The sequence below is a fragment of the Shewanella sp. 1180_01 genome (assembly GCF_052850535.1).
Window position 1 is genome coordinate 21,564 of record NZ_VXCT01000051.1, and the last position, 15,173, is coordinate 36,736.

The 15,173-nt window shown below is 48.1% G+C and carries 11 protein-coding genes and 2 pseudogenes; 9 read left to right on the forward strand and 4 right to left on the reverse strand.

Annotation, left to right across the window (positions count from 1 at the left end; genetic code table 11):
* Positions 1 to 7: 7 nt before the first annotated feature.
* Positions 8 to 886, reverse strand: a complete 879-nt coding sequence (cysM, locus tag FW758_RS19690; protein ID WP_063883703.1) for a cysteine synthase CysM — start codon at positions 884 to 886, stop codon at positions 8 to 10.
* Between the two features lie 212 nt (positions 887 to 1,098).
* Between cysM and cysP the strand changes: the two genes are divergently transcribed.
* The 5 genes and pseudogenes from cysP to FW758_RS19715 all read left to right on the forward strand — a co-directional run.
* On the forward strand, positions 1,099 to 2,106 hold the full coding sequence (cysP, locus tag FW758_RS19695; RefSeq protein WP_446446279.1) for a thiosulfate ABC transporter substrate-binding protein CysP: 1,008 nt from the start codon (positions 1,099 to 1,101) through the stop codon (positions 2,104 to 2,106).
* Between the two features lie 195 nt (positions 2,107 to 2,301).
* Complete coding sequence (gene cysT / locus FW758_RS19700; protein ID WP_446446280.1) at positions 2,302 to 3,147, forward strand: sulfate/thiosulfate ABC transporter permease CysT; 846 nt, start codon at positions 2,302 to 2,304, stop codon at positions 3,145 to 3,147.
* Between the two features lie 9 nt (positions 3,148 to 3,156).
* Positions 3,157 to 4,023: a sulfate ABC transporter permease subunit CysW gene (cysW, locus tag FW758_RS19705; RefSeq protein WP_226059255.1), complete on the forward strand. Its 867-nt coding sequence runs from the start codon at positions 3,157 to 3,159 to the stop codon at positions 4,021 to 4,023.
* Positions 4,020 to 5,147, forward strand: a complete 1,128-nt coding sequence (locus tag FW758_RS19710; protein ID WP_283629850.1) for a sulfate/molybdate ABC transporter ATP-binding protein — start codon at positions 4,020 to 4,022, stop codon at positions 5,145 to 5,147. Before cysW ends, FW758_RS19710 begins: the two co-directional genes overlap by 4 nt.
* Positions 5,148 to 5,171: 24 nt before the next feature.
* Positions 5,172 to 5,339, forward strand: a pseudogene (locus FW758_RS19715) (DUF4136 domain-containing protein); the annotation flags it as partial.
* Between the two features lie 140 nt (positions 5,340 to 5,479).
* On the opposite strand, the gene FW758_RS19720 reads toward FW758_RS19715, so the two are convergent.
* From FW758_RS19720 to FW758_RS19730, 3 genes are all read right to left on the reverse strand, one after another.
* Positions 5,480 to 6,115: a DUF2625 family protein gene (locus FW758_RS19720; RefSeq protein ID WP_107402456.1), complete on the reverse strand. Its 636-nt coding sequence runs from the start codon at positions 6,113 to 6,115 to the stop codon at positions 5,480 to 5,482.
* A 134-nt stretch (positions 6,116 to 6,249) separates the two neighbouring features.
* On the reverse strand, positions 6,250 to 7,761 hold the full coding sequence (locus tag FW758_RS19725) for an AAA family ATPase (RefSeq protein ID WP_446446281.1): 1,512 nt from the start codon (positions 7,759 to 7,761) through the stop codon (positions 6,250 to 6,252).
* A gap of 81 nt (positions 7,762 to 7,842) precedes the next feature.
* The gene (locus tag FW758_RS19730; protein ID WP_259586371.1) at positions 7,843 to 8,028 is read right to left on the reverse strand and encodes a hypothetical protein; all 186 of its coding nucleotides are present in this window, start codon (positions 8,026 to 8,028) and stop codon (positions 7,843 to 7,845) included.
* A 14-nt stretch (positions 8,029 to 8,042) separates the two neighbouring features.
* Here FW758_RS19730 and purT point away from each other — a divergent pair, with 14 nt between their 5' ends.
* From purT to FW758_RS19750, 4 genes and pseudogenes are all read left to right on the forward strand, one after another.
* Complete coding sequence (gene purT / locus FW758_RS19735; protein ID WP_446446282.1) at positions 8,043 to 9,218, forward strand: formate-dependent phosphoribosylglycinamide formyltransferase; 1,176 nt, start codon at positions 8,043 to 8,045, stop codon at positions 9,216 to 9,218.
* 361 nt (positions 9,219 to 9,579) lie between these two features.
* A complete protein-coding gene (locus FW758_RS19740; protein WP_446446283.1) occupies positions 9,580 to 11,304 on the forward strand; it encodes a pseudouridine synthase in 1,725 nt (574 codons plus the stop codon).
* Positions 11,305 to 11,447: 143 nt separating this feature from the next.
* A complete protein-coding gene (locus FW758_RS19745) occupies positions 11,448 to 12,908 on the forward strand; it encodes a DUF3142 domain-containing protein (RefSeq protein ID WP_446446284.1) in 1,461 nt (486 codons plus the stop codon).
* Positions 12,898 to 15,173 (forward strand): annotated as a pseudogene (locus FW758_RS19750) (hypothetical protein); the annotation flags it as partial. The gene FW758_RS19745 and the pseudogene FW758_RS19750, both read left to right, overlap by 11 nt.

The window sequence follows — 15,173 nt, forward strand, 5'->3', positions numbered from 1 at the left end:
CTTGGACTCACGAAAAAAGCCCTGATGAAAGGTAACGATCGCCCCTATCACAAACAATCGCCACGACCACTGAATCTGGATATTGTCTGGCTATCTCAAGCGCAGCAAACACTGCACCACCAGAGCTGACGCCGGCACAAATCCCTTCTTCGCGCGCTAAGGCTCTTGCCATGGTTTTTGCGTCTTGCTCTTCAACATCCATGACTAAATCTACACGGGATGCATCGAAAATCCCCGGCAAGTAGGCCTGCGGCCAACGGCGGATCCCAGGAATGCTACTGCCATCGGCGGGCTGAAGGCCGACAATCGTGATGTCTGGATTACAGCTTTTAAGGTATTTAGACACCCCCATTATGGTGCCAGTTGTCCCCATGCTAGAGACAAAGTGAGTGATTTTACCTTGACTCTGTTGCCAGATTTCCGGACCTGTGGTGAGGAAATGCGCATTCGCATTATCTTGATTATTAAACTGATCCAGTACCTTGCCTTTACCTTCGGTTTGTAACTGCAGTGCCAAATCCCGCGCCGTCTCCATGTTATCCACCAGCATGAGTTCTGCGCCATAAGCTTGCATCGCATCCTTACGCTCTTGGGTCGAGTTTTCAGGCATAATCAGGATCATCTTGTATCCTTTGATCGCTGCCGCCATCGCTAGCGCAATCCCAGTATTGCCACTCGTCGCCTCGATAAGCGTATCACCCGGGCGGATCTCTTGGCGAAGTTCGGCCTGAATGATCATATTGAGTGCTGCACGATCCTTCACTGAACCCGCAGGGTTATTACCTTCCAACTTTAACAGTACAGTTGAGGTGCCACAGTTAAGCCGCTGCAAGCGAACCAGCGGAGTTTGCCCAATACAGGCTTCAATTGTCGGAAAGTCAGACACTATGATTATCCTTTACTTGATAAAAACAACTAAGCGTTAGCCTATTCTAAGTGGGTTAGCATGCACAAACACAGTGAAAATGATCTATGGCATACAATAAATCGCTCATACTTATTCAAAAAAGTTCTATTTAACTGACTTCTTATAAATAATTACTTCCACTACTCTATATGTCATAACGCTGACAAAGTTGCCAGTTCAAGGAGTAGCAAATGCAAATAAAAGTGATAAAGGCCCTACTGGGAACGCTCTTTCTGGGAACGTCACTCAATGTGGCTGCCGCAGATCAAACCCTGCTGAATTCTTCTTACGATATCGCGCGGGAATTATTCAGTGCCTACAACCCCGTTTTCGCCAAACATTGGCAAGAGAAAACAGGTAAAACCGTCGAGATTAAACAATCCCATGCTGGATCATCGGCACAGGCACGCTCAATTCTGCAAGGATTGCCAGCAGATGTGGTGACGTTTAACCAAGTGACAGACGTACAGGTACTCCATGACCGCGGTAAATTGATCCCAGAAAATTGGCAACAATTACTGCCTAACGCCAGTTCACCTTACTATTCCACCATCGCATTTTTGGTACGCAAAGGTAACCCAAAACAGATCAGCGACTGGGGTGATTTAGCAAGAGATGACGTTAAACTGGTCTTTCCTAACCCAAAAACCTCTGGTAATGCGCGCTACACCTATTTAGCCGCATTAGGTTATGCCCAAAAAAGCTATGGTAAGGATAATCAGGCTTCACTGGATCAATTCCTGAAAAAATTCCTCGGCAACGTAGCCGTATTTGATACTGGCGGTCGTGGTGCAACGACCTCATTTGTAGAACGTGGTATCGGTGATGTGCTGATTACGTTTGAATCGGAAGTGAACAATATCCGTCAGCAATATGGTGCAGACGATTACCAAGTTATTGTACCTAAAACATCGATTCTGGCTGAGTTTCCCGTCGCTGTGGTAGAGAAAAACGCTAAGCGCAACGGCACACAGGAGCTAGCGACTGAGTATTTGAATTATCTCTACAGCGAAGAATCACAACGACTATTGGCCGGTTTCAATTATCGTGTGCACAACGAAACGGTTCAGGCTGAGTTTGCTAAGCAGTTCCCTACGGTTGACCTGCTCACTGTTGAGCAAATCATTGGTGGTTGGGATAATGCCATGAAAACCCAGTTTGCTAACGGTGCAAAACTCGATGAGTTACTCAAGCGCTAATTTCAGCTTGATGCTATAACAGGTTAATATTGCAACCCGGGCCCAGTCCCGGGTTAAGCAATTTTAGCGCATTGACGAGTGATGATTTTCAAGCAGCGAAGACGAATTCAATAGTCTTTAACTCAGACAGCCGATCGCTGACGGCAAATACAGCGTATTGGATTAACTCAATTAACCTGACCGGGTGATTATTCTGTGATTTTTAATAACGGGCGTTTACGCCATAAGCGGGTTCTTCCAGGTTTTACCATCAGCTTAGGTGTGTCCCTACTGTTTGTCAGCCTGATCCTATTATTGCCAACCACTGGGCTGATTATGCAGACCAGTTCAATGAGCTTGTCCGAATACTGGGGCGTCATCACAGATCCTCGGGTGCTGGCGAGTTACCGAGTCACCATATTATCGGCGCTCGTGGCATCGCTATTTAACTGCCTTTTCGGATTGTTACTCGCATGGGTGCTAGTACGTTATGAATTCCCCGGCAAACGCATCTTAGATGCATTGGTAGATTTGCCCTTTGCGTTGCCGACAGCCGTTGCAGGCATCACCTTAGCGACCCTGTATGCGGAAAACGGCCAAATCGGTAGTGTATTGGCAGAACTGGGTATAAAAGTCGCCTACACCCCGCTAGGCATAGTGGTCGCGATGATTTTCACCAGTATTCCCTTTGTGGTGCGTACCGTGCAACCGGTTCTTGAAGAGTTATCCCACGATGAAGAAGAAGCGGGCATGACCCTTGGCGCCTCGGATCGCGCGGTATTCTGGCGGATCATTTTGCCGTCATTGTGGCCAGCCTTGATGGTCGGGACGGCACTGTCTTTTACCCGTAGCCTAGGTGAGTTTGGTGCCGTTATCTTTATTGCGGGCAACATGCCCTATATCAGTGAAATCACATCGTTAATGATCTTTGTCCGCCTACAAGAGTTTGATTTTGCCGGCGCCAGTGCCATTGCCTCAGTGGTGCTGATGACCTCGCTACTGCTATTACTGCTAATAAACCTGTGGCAGGCGCGTTATTTACGCCGCATTCATGGACGATAAGGAGCAAACATGAACTCATTTAAGCCCTTAAGAGTCGGTGAAGCCCCTCTTATCAAATGGAGCCTGATTACACTCGCCGTGTTCTTAGGTTTGCTATTGTTGCTATTGCCGCTGGTAAGTATTTTTCAACAAGCGTTTGTTGGTGGTTGGGAGCGTTATATCGGCCACTTAAGTCAGCCAGATTCGCTGCATGCAATTGGTTTGACGCTGATGGTTGCGGCGCTCACTGTCCCCATTAATTTAGTGTTCGGGATCATGCTGGCGTGGAGTGTTACTCGGTTTGAATACCCGGGTCGCAAGTTATTAATTACGCTAATTGATATTCCGTTTGCGGTCTCCCCTGTCGTCGCAGGTTTGCTCTATTTACTGCTTTATGGCAACAGTGGTTGGCTGGGTGAATGGCTATATGAGCACGATCTGCAGATCATGTTTGCTTGGCCGGGAATACTGTTAGTCACCATTTTTGTCACTTGTCCCTTTGTCGCCAGAGAACTCATTCCATTAATGCAACAACAGGGTGCTTCAGAAGAGGAAGCCGCAGTGATCCTCGGCGCCTCATGGTGGCAACTCTTCCGCAGAGTAACGCTCCCTAATATCAAATGGGCACTGATTTACGGTGTGATCCTCACCAATGCCAGAGCCGTGGGCGAATTTGGTGCCGTTGCTGTAGTGTCTGGCAACATACGTGGCGAAACCAATACCTTACCTTTACACGTGCAATTATTGTATGAAGATTATCAGGCCGAAGCCGCCTTCGCGAGCGCGTCATTACTCGCTCTGATTGCGCTAGTGACCCTAATGCTAAAAGCCGTCGTTGAATGGCGACAACAACGCAGTTTATCCGCCAATGACAATAAAGAGCAGAGCCCATTATGAGTATTCGTCTTACTAATATTTCCAAGAAATTTGGCAAGTTTCAGGCGCTTTCCCCGCTGGATCTTGATATTCAAGAAGGGGAAATGATTGGTCTTCTGGGGCCATCTGGTTCGGGTAAAACCACGTTACTGCGGATTATTGCTGGGCTCGAGGGAGCGGATAGCGGCAACATTTATTTCGGTGACAGAGATGTCACCCAAGTGCATGTGCGTGAAAGACGCGTGGGCTTTGTGTTTCAAAACTATGCGCTGTTTCGCCACATGACGGTCGCCGATAACGTCGCCTTTGGACTCGAAGTTATGCCTAAAAAGCAAAAACCTTCAGCGGCAGAAATACGTAAACGCGTGACCCAACTACTTGAAATAGTACAACTAGGCCATCTCGCACAGCGCTATCCTGAACAGCTCTCGGGTGGACAAAAACAGCGAATTGCGTTGGCCCGTGCACTCGCGACGCAACCCGAAGTCTTGCTACTCGACGAACCCTTTGGTGCCTTGGATGCCAAAGTGCGTAAAGAACTACGCCGCTGGCTACGCAGCCTGCATGAAGAATTGAAATTCACCAGCGTGTTTGTGACCCACGATCAGGATGAGGCGCTTGAACTCTCCGATAGAGTGGTGGTGATGAGCAATGGTCATATCGAGCAGATCAATACGCCTGCTGAGTTATACTCGCATCCCAATAGTCGCTTTGTGTTTGATTTTCTCGGTAACGTCAATGTCTTTGAGGCCAGTTGGCAACAACGTTGGGAAAATGGCCAAGCATTTTTGACGCCTCCAGAACAACAAACATTACAGCAAGATGGCGTGCTCTATGTACGCAGTCACGAATTAGCGCTGTCAAACAAGCCTAATAGTCAGGCAAATTTGCCGTTCGATATTGTCGCCATGACCCCTATCGGCGCCGAAGTAAGAGTGGAATTAGCCCCACACGGCTGGCATAGCGAAGAGTTGTGGGAAGCCAAGTTCACCCACCATAATCTGCATGAACTCGGGTTACAAAAAGGCTGTATGGTTTACGCCACCCCAAGAACCGGTTACTTCTTTGGGGCGCAAGGTGAAAGCTCACCAACGCGTCTAAGCTGGCCATTCCTGCCACCGGGCAGTCTCGCCTTCGACATCTAAATTTCATTCTGATAGAAATCAGCAGCATTGGCGGTATCACTGGGCAGTGATACCGCCAAAATTCAAACCATTCAGAGAGAGATTGTCGACCCAAAAACCAAAGCACTCATTTGGTGTGGTAGCGACAGCTTTGATTTCGATGCTAGCAGTAATGAAGAGGCCCAAGATACCGCCGTTCTTTGCGCTGCGTAATTAATCATGGATGGCATATAAGCCCATCCATGTTGAGTCAATAGAGTGGATAAGCAGATTTACATCTAGCAATCAATATATTAGATGTTTATAACAAATAATTGTTGCAGAAGTACTCATAAAATCAGCGGGTAAACGAATTAGCTAAACGATGTTAATAATTCCAGTTTCAGCCTATACATTTCATCAACTGACACCACTTTCACGCTGCTTATTTCAATAGAACCTTCTTTCGCCCATAAAAATGGATAAAAGCTCAGGCATTTATCTGTAGCTATCTGTGAATAGTTTTTTTGAAAGCGTTCTTTACCTAAACTCGCATAAAACTCATTGATTCTCTTTGTAGCTGACCATTGAAAAAAATCTGTGAACCCGATTTCTAACCCTTCCCAATGAATTGAGTCTGGCGACCAATAGTATATATTCCCAACATCTGCACCTAAACCGCCGCCGTTGATAGCAAAAAATCCACCAACTACGTCATTCGCCACTAAAAGATAATGTGCACTTCTATTCCAATCAGTAAGGTTTCTAGACAATCTTTCATGTCCAGAGCCGAAAAATCGAATCCATCCATTGTCGATCAAAATCCCACCGGTTTCATAGGCAATTGCCCCTAATACCGAACGAGTCGATACCTGAAGGGATTCAAGTACTTCAACCCGATCCTTTGAAGGCGGCAGTATCTCTACACAATGCTCAGCAGAAGCAACCATTTCATTGACTACTTTTATGCCAGAGTCTTCGATATCAATCAGTTCATATATACTTTTCAATCTTTTATCCTTGTATCACTAATATCCAGTAAAACGACTCATCATCCATAACGTACCTTGGGAATGTCGAAAATAACTAAGCCAATATAGCGTTTAAAAATGCTAGTTAGCACTCATGGCATGAAGCAAAAATCTTACTCATGGGCATTCACGGTTCGGCCTGCGGCCCATTGTCGTAGCGCATTAATTTTATCGCTCATGACCACAGATAAAGGCCGAGTTTTGCTGAGCTCTTCAAGTAGTAACACTTGATCGACACTGCGCTCAACGCTTCTTGCGGTATACATGGCAGCGATAACTGCTTGTTCGATTTCGGCGCCAGAAAATCCTTGGCTGCGGGCCGATAATTGGGCGAGATCTAAGCTCGCCACATCGATTCCACGGCGCTGACAGTGGATTAAGAAGATGGCTTTGCGTATGGCTTCGTCGGGTAAATCGACAAAGAAGATTTCATCCATCCTGCCCTTTCGCATCAATTCTGGCGGCAGAGCTTGAATATCATTAGCGGTAGCCACCACAAACACTTCGGATTTACGCTCGGCCATCCAAGTGAGTAAGGTGCCGAGTATCCGCGTCGAAGTGCCCTCATCGCTGCTACTGCCGCTTAAACCTTTTTCAATTTCATCTATCCAAAGCACGCAGGGCGACATCATGTCAGCAAGCTCCAGTGCATTTCGCAGGTTCTTCTCGGTTTCACCTATGTATTTGTTATATAAGGCAGCCATATCAAGCCTGAGCAAAGGTCGTTGCCAAACGCCCGCAACGGCCTTAGCCGCGAGGCTCTTACCACTGCCCTGAACACCGAGCAACAAAATCCCCTTAGGCGCATCGAGCGCCTTGGTGTGTTGAACAGAAGTCGGCTTATCGGCTTGGTCAAGGGTACTGACAGCCGCTATGGGCGCGCGCTGCTTGAGCCATTTTTTAAGATTATGCAGCCCAGCGACCTGCGAGAAATCACTGGTGTCGTATTCAAATTGCAACACGCCATTTAAGTCGAGTAACTGAAACTTAGCTTTATTAATGGCATCGATATCTGACAAGGTAATAGCGCCATCATCGACTATGGCTTTGCGCACCAGACGGCGGGCATCGTCTAAGGTCACGCCCCGCAGATTCTCTGCCAATTTGACCACTGCGGTATCATCGACCAATAACGGCGTGCCTTGGTGACGAATTTTATCGACCTCAAGGTAAATCAGGTTTTGCAATTGCACTGTGCTTGGCAAGGTTAATTGAAAATAGGCGCAATAACGTTTGATTTCGGGCGGGATATCAAAGGCATGACTCACCAGCACTAATGTGTGTTGCAGTGTCTCGTATTCGAGGGCGATTTCTTTGAGTAAACGGACATTCTTTGGCGCATCAATCACAAAGGGATGAAAGTCGCACAGCACATAAATCCCCTGCTGCGAGGTTGATTTAATTTGCCCAAGCAAATCTGTGGGTTCACTATTAAACTTTTGCGCCGCCATAGGTTTATCGACCCGTGCTAAACCTTGGGTAATGCTCCAAGTAAACACAGGTTGATAAAGCACACTGGCGACCCGTTTAAGTAACTCGACCACGCGATATTCTTCATAGGTTTCAATCACTACGATTGGCGTATTGGAGCGCAGCACTGAGGTTAAATCGCGAATATCTTGCATGTCGTTCACATCCCTTTTTTATTTGTCTCGCAAAAACTCATCTGATCAGCAGCACTAACATACTGCTTCCAATACCACTTCTTAATAAAACGCCAAAGCCGTGATCCCAAGCACAGTAGCAGATTTAGCTGGGGCGACTAAGGTCTGTTTGCGGTAAACTGGCTGCATAACAATACCCAAACGAGGCGTAAACATTTCATACAAAAATGTCAGCCAAAGCATTGCGGTAAATAATACAGAACAAAATATAACATCACCTACAAACATAAAGGTACCCACACATGATAGGCACTCCCTACACTGAGGGCGCACGACGCGCCATGTTGCTCGGCTGCGGTGAACTTGGCAAAGAAGTGGCCATTGAACTGCAACGCTTAGGCGTTGAAGTGATTGGCGTTGACCGTTACGCCAACGCCCCCGCCATGCAAGTCGCCCATCGCTCCCATGTGATCAATATGCTCGATGCCAACGCCCTGCGTGCAGTTATCGAGTTAGAAAAACCGCACTTAGTCATCCCAGAGATTGAAGCCATCGCCACCCAAACCTTAGTGGACATGGAAGCCGAAGGGGTAAATATTATCCCCACAGCCCGGGCGACTAAACTCACTATGGACAGAGAAGGGATTCGTCGCCTCGCCGCCGAGACCTTAGGTTTACCGACTTCTCCGTATTTTTTCTGCGATACTGAAACCGAATTTAATCAAGCAATTAGCGAAATCGGTGTGCCCTGTGTGGTTAAGCCAGTCATGAGCTCATCGGGCAAAGGTCAGAGCGTTATTCGCGATATCGCCCTCAGCCATAAAGCATGGCAATACGCCCAAGAAGGTGGCCGCGCCGGCGGCGGTCGCGTAATAGTCGAAGGTTTTATTCCCTTCGACTATGAGATCACCCTGTTAACCATCAGCGCAGTCAACGGCATTCACTTTTGTGCGCCCATTGGCCACAGACAAGAAGATGGCGATTACCGTGAGTCATGGCAGCCACAAGCCATGTCAGATGAAGTGCTAGCAAAATCCCAAGCGATCGCGAGCAAAGTCGTCGAAGCCCTTGGCGGGTATGGATTATTTGGCGTAGAGCTGTTTGTTAAAGGCAATGAAGTGTATTTCTCCGAGGTCTCACCAAGACCACATGACACAGGGCTCGTGACACTTATCAGCCAAGATTTATCGGAATTTGCCCTGCATGTGAGAGCGATTCTGGGTCTGCCCATCCCCAATATCCATCAGCATGGCCCAAGCGCCTCGGCGGTGATTTTGGCCGAAGGCATCTCGAGCAATATCCGCTACCAAGGCATTGCCGCCGCATTAGAGGCCGTTAACACTCAGCTGAGATTATTCGCCAAACCCGATATCGATGGCCGCCGCCGCTTAGGTGTCGCGCTTGCCCGTGATATCGATATCGACAGCGCAATCAGCAAAGCACTCGATAGCGCCAGTAAAGTGAAGGTCATCTTTTAAACTGTTTTATCGGTTCTAAATTGGCTTCAAGCACAAGCGACAAATCAAAGGGAAATGCGCTTCAACGCCATTTCCCTTTTCCAATGCACACAGTACAGCATCAAGAACCTTTACCAATAAAAAGTGACCCACCCAAACCGACAGAGTAAACTAGCCCCCTTGTCTTGTGGCCTAAGATTGCACGCCAAGCAAAACAAACCTTGTGGTCTGAGCGTAATTTCGGGCGAGTTGTTCAGAGCTTTTTATTGCGAGCGCTTATTAAGACGATTGATTTCGAGCTGTGGCTTAATTCGAACGTGATCTAAGTAAACTCCAGCAGCAAAAATCCATTAGTAATAGAAACCAAAAGTAGTAGAAACCAATGCATCTTCAGCCTTCTTGCCTTACCTCTTTCACACAAGCCATTGATGCCTATGCCCTGCCGCAGCGTTTTACCTTTCCTTTCTATTACGAACCGCATCCGCTGTGCGTGCTTGCAGCCAACGAATTACAACAACACCTTGAGACTCAAAGTGATTGGCAACATAACTTTGGCCTCACGGGTGAGTTAACTGGCGCCATTGGCAAGATGTTCGGCGTATTGCTGGTGCAAACACCACTGGGCGAAGTGGGCTATTTATCGGCATTTTCAGGCAAGTTAGCTGAGCAAAACCATTGGCCGCGCTTCGTGCCACCTGTGTTTGATATGCTGGCTAAGAACAATTTTTTCCACGCCGAGAACTTGCAAATCAATAACCTCAACCTGCAATTAGCGGCTTTAGAAACTCACCCCGATATTCCTCGTCTTAACGCGGAACTGATCACTAAGCAAACCCAAGCCGAAACCCAACTCGCCGCCCACAGACAAGTGATGATAGCTGGCCGCAAGACCCGCAAGACGCAGCGCAATCAACTCGCAGGCCAATTGGCTGTCAATCCGACTGATGAAACCTTGCGTAAAAATGCCATCATAGAAGCCAAACTCAGCCAAGAAAGCATCAATGAAAAGAATCAGTTAAGAGATATTAAACGCTATTGGGATGAACGTATCCATGCCATCAGCCAAGCGCTAAGCCAACTGACAGATAAGCGCGACGCCTTAAGACAAGAGCGCAAACGGCTCTCGGCGGCGCTGCAGCAAAAGTTATTTGAACAGTATCGTTTTTTGAATATTAAAGGCACAGAAAAGAGCCTTAACGGTATATTTAATGGCACGGTTGAGTTAACCCCGCCCGCAGGCTCGGGCGAATGTGCCGCACCTAAGTTGTTACATTACGCCTTTAAACATGGTCTTAAGCCATTAGCGATTGCCGAGTTTTGGTGGGGCGCACCGCCAAAATCAGAAATTCGCCAGCATAAGCAGTTTTATCCCGCTTGCCTGCGAAAATGCCAACCTATCTTGGGACATATGCTCGAAGGACTCGTAGTCGATGATAATCCGCTGCTGACCAACCCCGCCGAAGGTAAAACTTTAGCGATCCTCTACCAAGACGAGGCGATGGCGATTGTGAATAAACCCGCCGAGTTTTTATCCGTGCCCGGCAAAGAGATTGAAGACTCAGTGTATTCGCGCATCCGCCAAACTTTTCCCCATGCCACAGGGCCGCTAATCGTCCACAGGCTCGATATGTCGACCTCGGGATTAATGGTGATCGCATTGACAAAAGACGCCCATAAACAGCTGCAAAAACAATTTATCCAGCGCACTGTAACTAAACGTTATGTGGCGCTGTTAGCGGGAATTCCTACCGTCATGGCAAATACGCAGGCGACGGGTAACATCTCTTTATCCTTGCGTGGTGATTTAGACGATAGACCGAGACAACTCGTTTGCCACGAGTTTGGTAAAGCAGCCGAAACCCATTGGGAATTGAGCCAACTTGATGAAATGGCACGTACAGCCCGCGTATATCTGTATCCAAAAACAGGCAGAACCCATCAACTCAGGGTTCACTGCGCCCACTCAGAGGGGCTAAATACACCGATTGTCGGTGACGACCTCTACGGCACTCGCGCCAATCGCCTGCATCTGCATGCGGATTTATTGATGCTTCAGCATCCCGTTACCCGTAAACGGATGCGCTTTCAAGTCGATCCTGATTTTTGAGATCTGAGTTCTGATATTGATTAACAAGCCAGCAAAAGAAAAACCAAGCTTAGTGGGCATTATCAGAAGTTTGACCGCGATGTAAAAGTGGCATTTTTCGGGCATAGTAATGCCTCACTCAAAACGGAATCGATAGCAGTAGTATGGGCATAGGCAATCTGGTTAAAAACATAACCCGAAATCAAAGGTTCTTATTTGCTTTGTTGAGCGCCACCGTATTTATGAGCGCCTGCCAGCCGGCATCGAACGCTAATGAAACCACGGCTAGCCCAAATACCAGTGTCGCAGTAAAAGCCGCTACAGAAGCAACAACGCTTCGAGCGCCACTTTCGCAGCAAGTCTATATCTGGCAGCGCCAATGGCGCCCCGCCAATCAAACGGCATTAGTGCAAAGCCAAGGTGCATTCCAAGGATTACGTATTTTAGCGCTGCAAGCGCACCCAAAACCCAATGGCGCAGATATTTGGTTTGAAGTTGCGGTCAATCATGCTTGGCTTCAGGCAGATCCTAGGCCTAAAGTCGCCGTGATCCGCTTAGATGGTCAGTTCGTGCATTTAAATGATGAACAAGTGATCAATAAAATCAACCAAGTACTAGCAACTTGGCAGGCAAAAGGCACGCACATCGCCGGGGTTGAAATCGATCACGACAGCGCTAGCAGCAAACTGCCCGCCTATCGGGATTTTCTTAAAAAGCTTAAAGCGCAGTTGCCAGCAGACCTCAAACTCAGCATTACCGCCCTGCCCGCTTGGCTCAATAGCGCCGATTTCCCCGCATTACTCACCAATATCGATGAACTCGTGCTGCAAATTCACAGCGTGAGCGACCCACGCCTCGGACTATTCGATGCCGCTCAAGGTTGGCAATGGGTGCAGCAACTCTCAAAAATCAGTACTGTGCCTTATCTTATTGCGCTTCCCGCTTACGGCTCGGCGGTCATCAGCACAGCTTCAGGTTATAAAGTGGAGAGTGAAACACCGCTGCGGGGTCAACTCAATGACCCCCATGCAGTACAGGAACTGATGGCCGATCCGCAAGTGTTGCAAACTTTTGTGCAAAAACTGCAAAGCCACGCGGATGGCAAGCTCAAAGGCATTATCTGGTTTAGGCTGCCGCTGGAAGGAGATAAAAGAGTCTGGCCACTCAACACCTTAATCGCCGTTGCGCAGCAAGGTGAGCTTGCCGCCAAGATTGAATTAGTGAGCTCAAGCGATAACGATACTCAAACGATATTAGCCACTGAAAATAAGACTAAAAACCAAGAAATCCTCAAGCCACAGCTCTTCCAACTGAGCTTAATTAATCGCGGTAATATTGCCGGTGAGATTCCCGCGAGTTTGTCCCTAGCGGGACAAGCTTGCAGCGGGTATGATGCGCAAAATGGCTATCGCGTAATACAAAAAAATGGGCTGTTAGTCTGGCAGTGGCGAGCTGAAAATATCGCCGCATTGGCGCCGACTGACACTGCTCCAAGCGCTACGAACATGCCAATGCCGCAAGCACACAAACAAACTCAAAAACACATGCTCAACCCTGGCGGCCAGAAAGTGATAGGCTGGGCACGTTGTGAGTCATTATATTTACAGGGAATTTATGCGCCATAAGCCAACATCATCGTCCACAATGGCAAAATCCAATCGGGCTTTTATGCTTAAAAAGACCACGCTTATCTGTTTAAGCCTATTTTCGCCAATGCTATTGGCCTGCGGCCCCGACTTCCCTTTGCAATTGACTCAAGACAGACAGAGTAATCTCAGTTATTTACCGCAAACCTCTTTCAGCCAGCAGCTTACCGCCCTCGCAAAACCTTTGCCTTGGCAGTATCAAGATGCGCCAGCTGCGCAGGAATATCTGTGGGATGAAGTGCATAGCCGTTATCTGTCACAAACTCGTGCTTTTGAAAACAGCGAATTAAGTGAAGCCCATTTGATCTTAGTGAACACACTAAGGGATGCGACAGGCCCAATCGAGGCCGAACAAATGGCCGCCAAGTTGGATAAGGATCTGCCCCAAGCGCTGACCTGGTACACCTTAGGCGCCGTGGCGTTTGAGGCACAAGATTATGATAGAGCAAGTAACTATTTCAGCAAAATTATTAAATTACCAGAAAGCGAACGCGCATCTCGCAGCCTGTGGGCCCTCTATTCGCTGTCGCGTATTGAGCTTATCTTAAGTAAAACCTCAGCGGATCCTGAGCACTTTAATCGTGCCAACGCTTACCTGACTCAATTGCAAACCGAAGTCGCCCAAGGCGCCGCCGATCCCCTGCGATTGAGCTTAGCAAGCCTAGGTGAGCAGGCCTATATCCTGCTGCACCAAGGCCAGCCGAGCCCACAAGTTGCCAATCAAGGTGCAGATGATACTGAGCTACAAATGATGCTTAACCCTGATGCACTGAATAAGGCTATTGAGCTCTATGCCACCCAATCAGTACAGGGCGATAGCGGCGGTTATGATTCTTTATTGATGTTAAGCCGTACCTTGATGGGGAAAGACATTGCTGAGCTGAAACCGTTGCTGCAACAGACAAGCGTGCAGCAGTTATTGATTGCCTATTGGCAAAGCAGCACCAATGAATTTGCCTACGATGGCCAGCTTTCAGAAATGGGCTCAAAGGTAGCTGAAATCCTCAAAGTGTTCCCAACCGATGGTTTACAGCTCAACCATGGCGATAAATTAGCGGCAATTTATTACCAGCTAGGGGATTATGCCAGTGCTGAGCGCCTATTGACGCTCGCGAAACCCAGCGGCCTCACTTGGTGGCTAACCGCTAAATTAATGCTACAAAAGGGCGATCAAGCAGAGGCGGCCAAGGCCTATGCTCAGGCGGCGCGTCACTTCCCCAAACAGTCTAATGAAACATTGGCCACAGTTGATGCCAAAGAGACTCAGCAGCAAGCCATTAATGCCGATGAAGATAAAGCCACTTACTGCCGTATTCGCGCTGAGCAAGGCGTGTTATCCCTAGAGCGCGGTGAATATGTCGACGCGCTCAATCACTTACTCGCCAGCGGCGACGAATACTGGCAAGACATAGCCTATGTGGCGGAGCGCGTGCTCACCACGGCTGAACTTAAGTTATTTATCGACGAGCATGTGCCGCTTATCGCCTTCGAATACCCTAAAGATAGCGACTGGTACGATAATATAGAACCGATTAACAATCGCTTACGCTACTTGTTAGGTCGCAGATTATTACGTGAAGGGGCTATCGCTGAAGCGCCTGCTTATTTCCCTAATCCGAATCTTAATGCCAGCGCCCTCGCCTACGGTACTGAGCTGAACGCGGCGAAAAATACAACAGGCATAGATAGCGCTAAGGCCTATTGGGCTGCGGCAGAACTTGCCCGCCACCAAGGTATGGAAATCTTAGGGTTTGAATTAGCCCCAGATTACGCTATCTACCAAGGGGTATTCGATCTAAGCGATTGGAATGAACCGAGCAAATTGGCCGAGAAAGAACAGCTGCGGTTAAGCGCCAGCCAAGCCGTTCCCGATAAACGCTTCCATTATCGCTACACGGCGGCGGAACTGGCCAACAAGGCATCGGAGCATGTTCCCCACAACAGCCAAGCCTATGCCGCGCTACTCTGCCAAGCCACGGGTTGGGTATTGTATCGAGATCAATAACTTGCCCTACGCTACTACAAAAAATACGTCGCCAACGGCCCCTTTGTGCCTTGGGCCGAAAACTTTGGTATGCAGTGTGAAACGCCCGATTTTGACGGGGCAGAAAAACGAGCACAGGCCAATGAAATTGCAGAATGGAACGCCCTGTATCACAAGCTGAAAAAGCCCGTCGTATTTGGCGTATTAGCCATCACGGGCTTATTGGGTGTGTGCTGGGTGCGTAGAAGAAAGACTAAAAA

Excerpts from the sequence above, each read along its gene's own strand:
- purT (WP_446446282.1), top strand. The coding sequence starts at position 8,043 with ATGATAGGCACTCCCTACACTGAGGGCGCACGACGCGCCATGTTGCTC.
- FW758_RS19730 (WP_259586371.1), bottom strand. The coding sequence starts at position 8,028 with ATGTTTGTAGGTGATGTTATATTTTGTTCTGTATTATTTACCGCAATG.
- FW758_RS19710 (WP_283629850.1), top strand. The coding sequence starts at position 4,020 with ATGAGTATTCGTCTTACTAATATTTCCAAGAAATTTGGCAAGTTTCAG.
- cysW (WP_226059255.1), top strand. The coding sequence starts at position 3,157 with ATGAACTCATTTAAGCCCTTAAGAGTCGGTGAAGCCCCTCTTATCAAA.
- FW758_RS19745 (WP_446446284.1), top strand. The coding sequence starts at position 11,448 with ATGGGCATAGGCAATCTGGTTAAAAACATAACCCGAAATCAAAGGTTC.
- FW758_RS19740 (WP_446446283.1), top strand. The coding sequence starts at position 9,580 with ATGCATCTTCAGCCTTCTTGCCTTACCTCTTTCACACAAGCCATTGAT.
- FW758_RS19725 (WP_446446281.1), bottom strand. The coding sequence starts at position 7,761 with ATGCAAGATATTCGCGATTTAACCTCAGTGCTGCGCTCCAATACGCCA.
- cysP (WP_446446279.1), top strand. The coding sequence starts at position 1,099 with ATGCAAATAAAAGTGATAAAGGCCCTACTGGGAACGCTCTTTCTGGGA.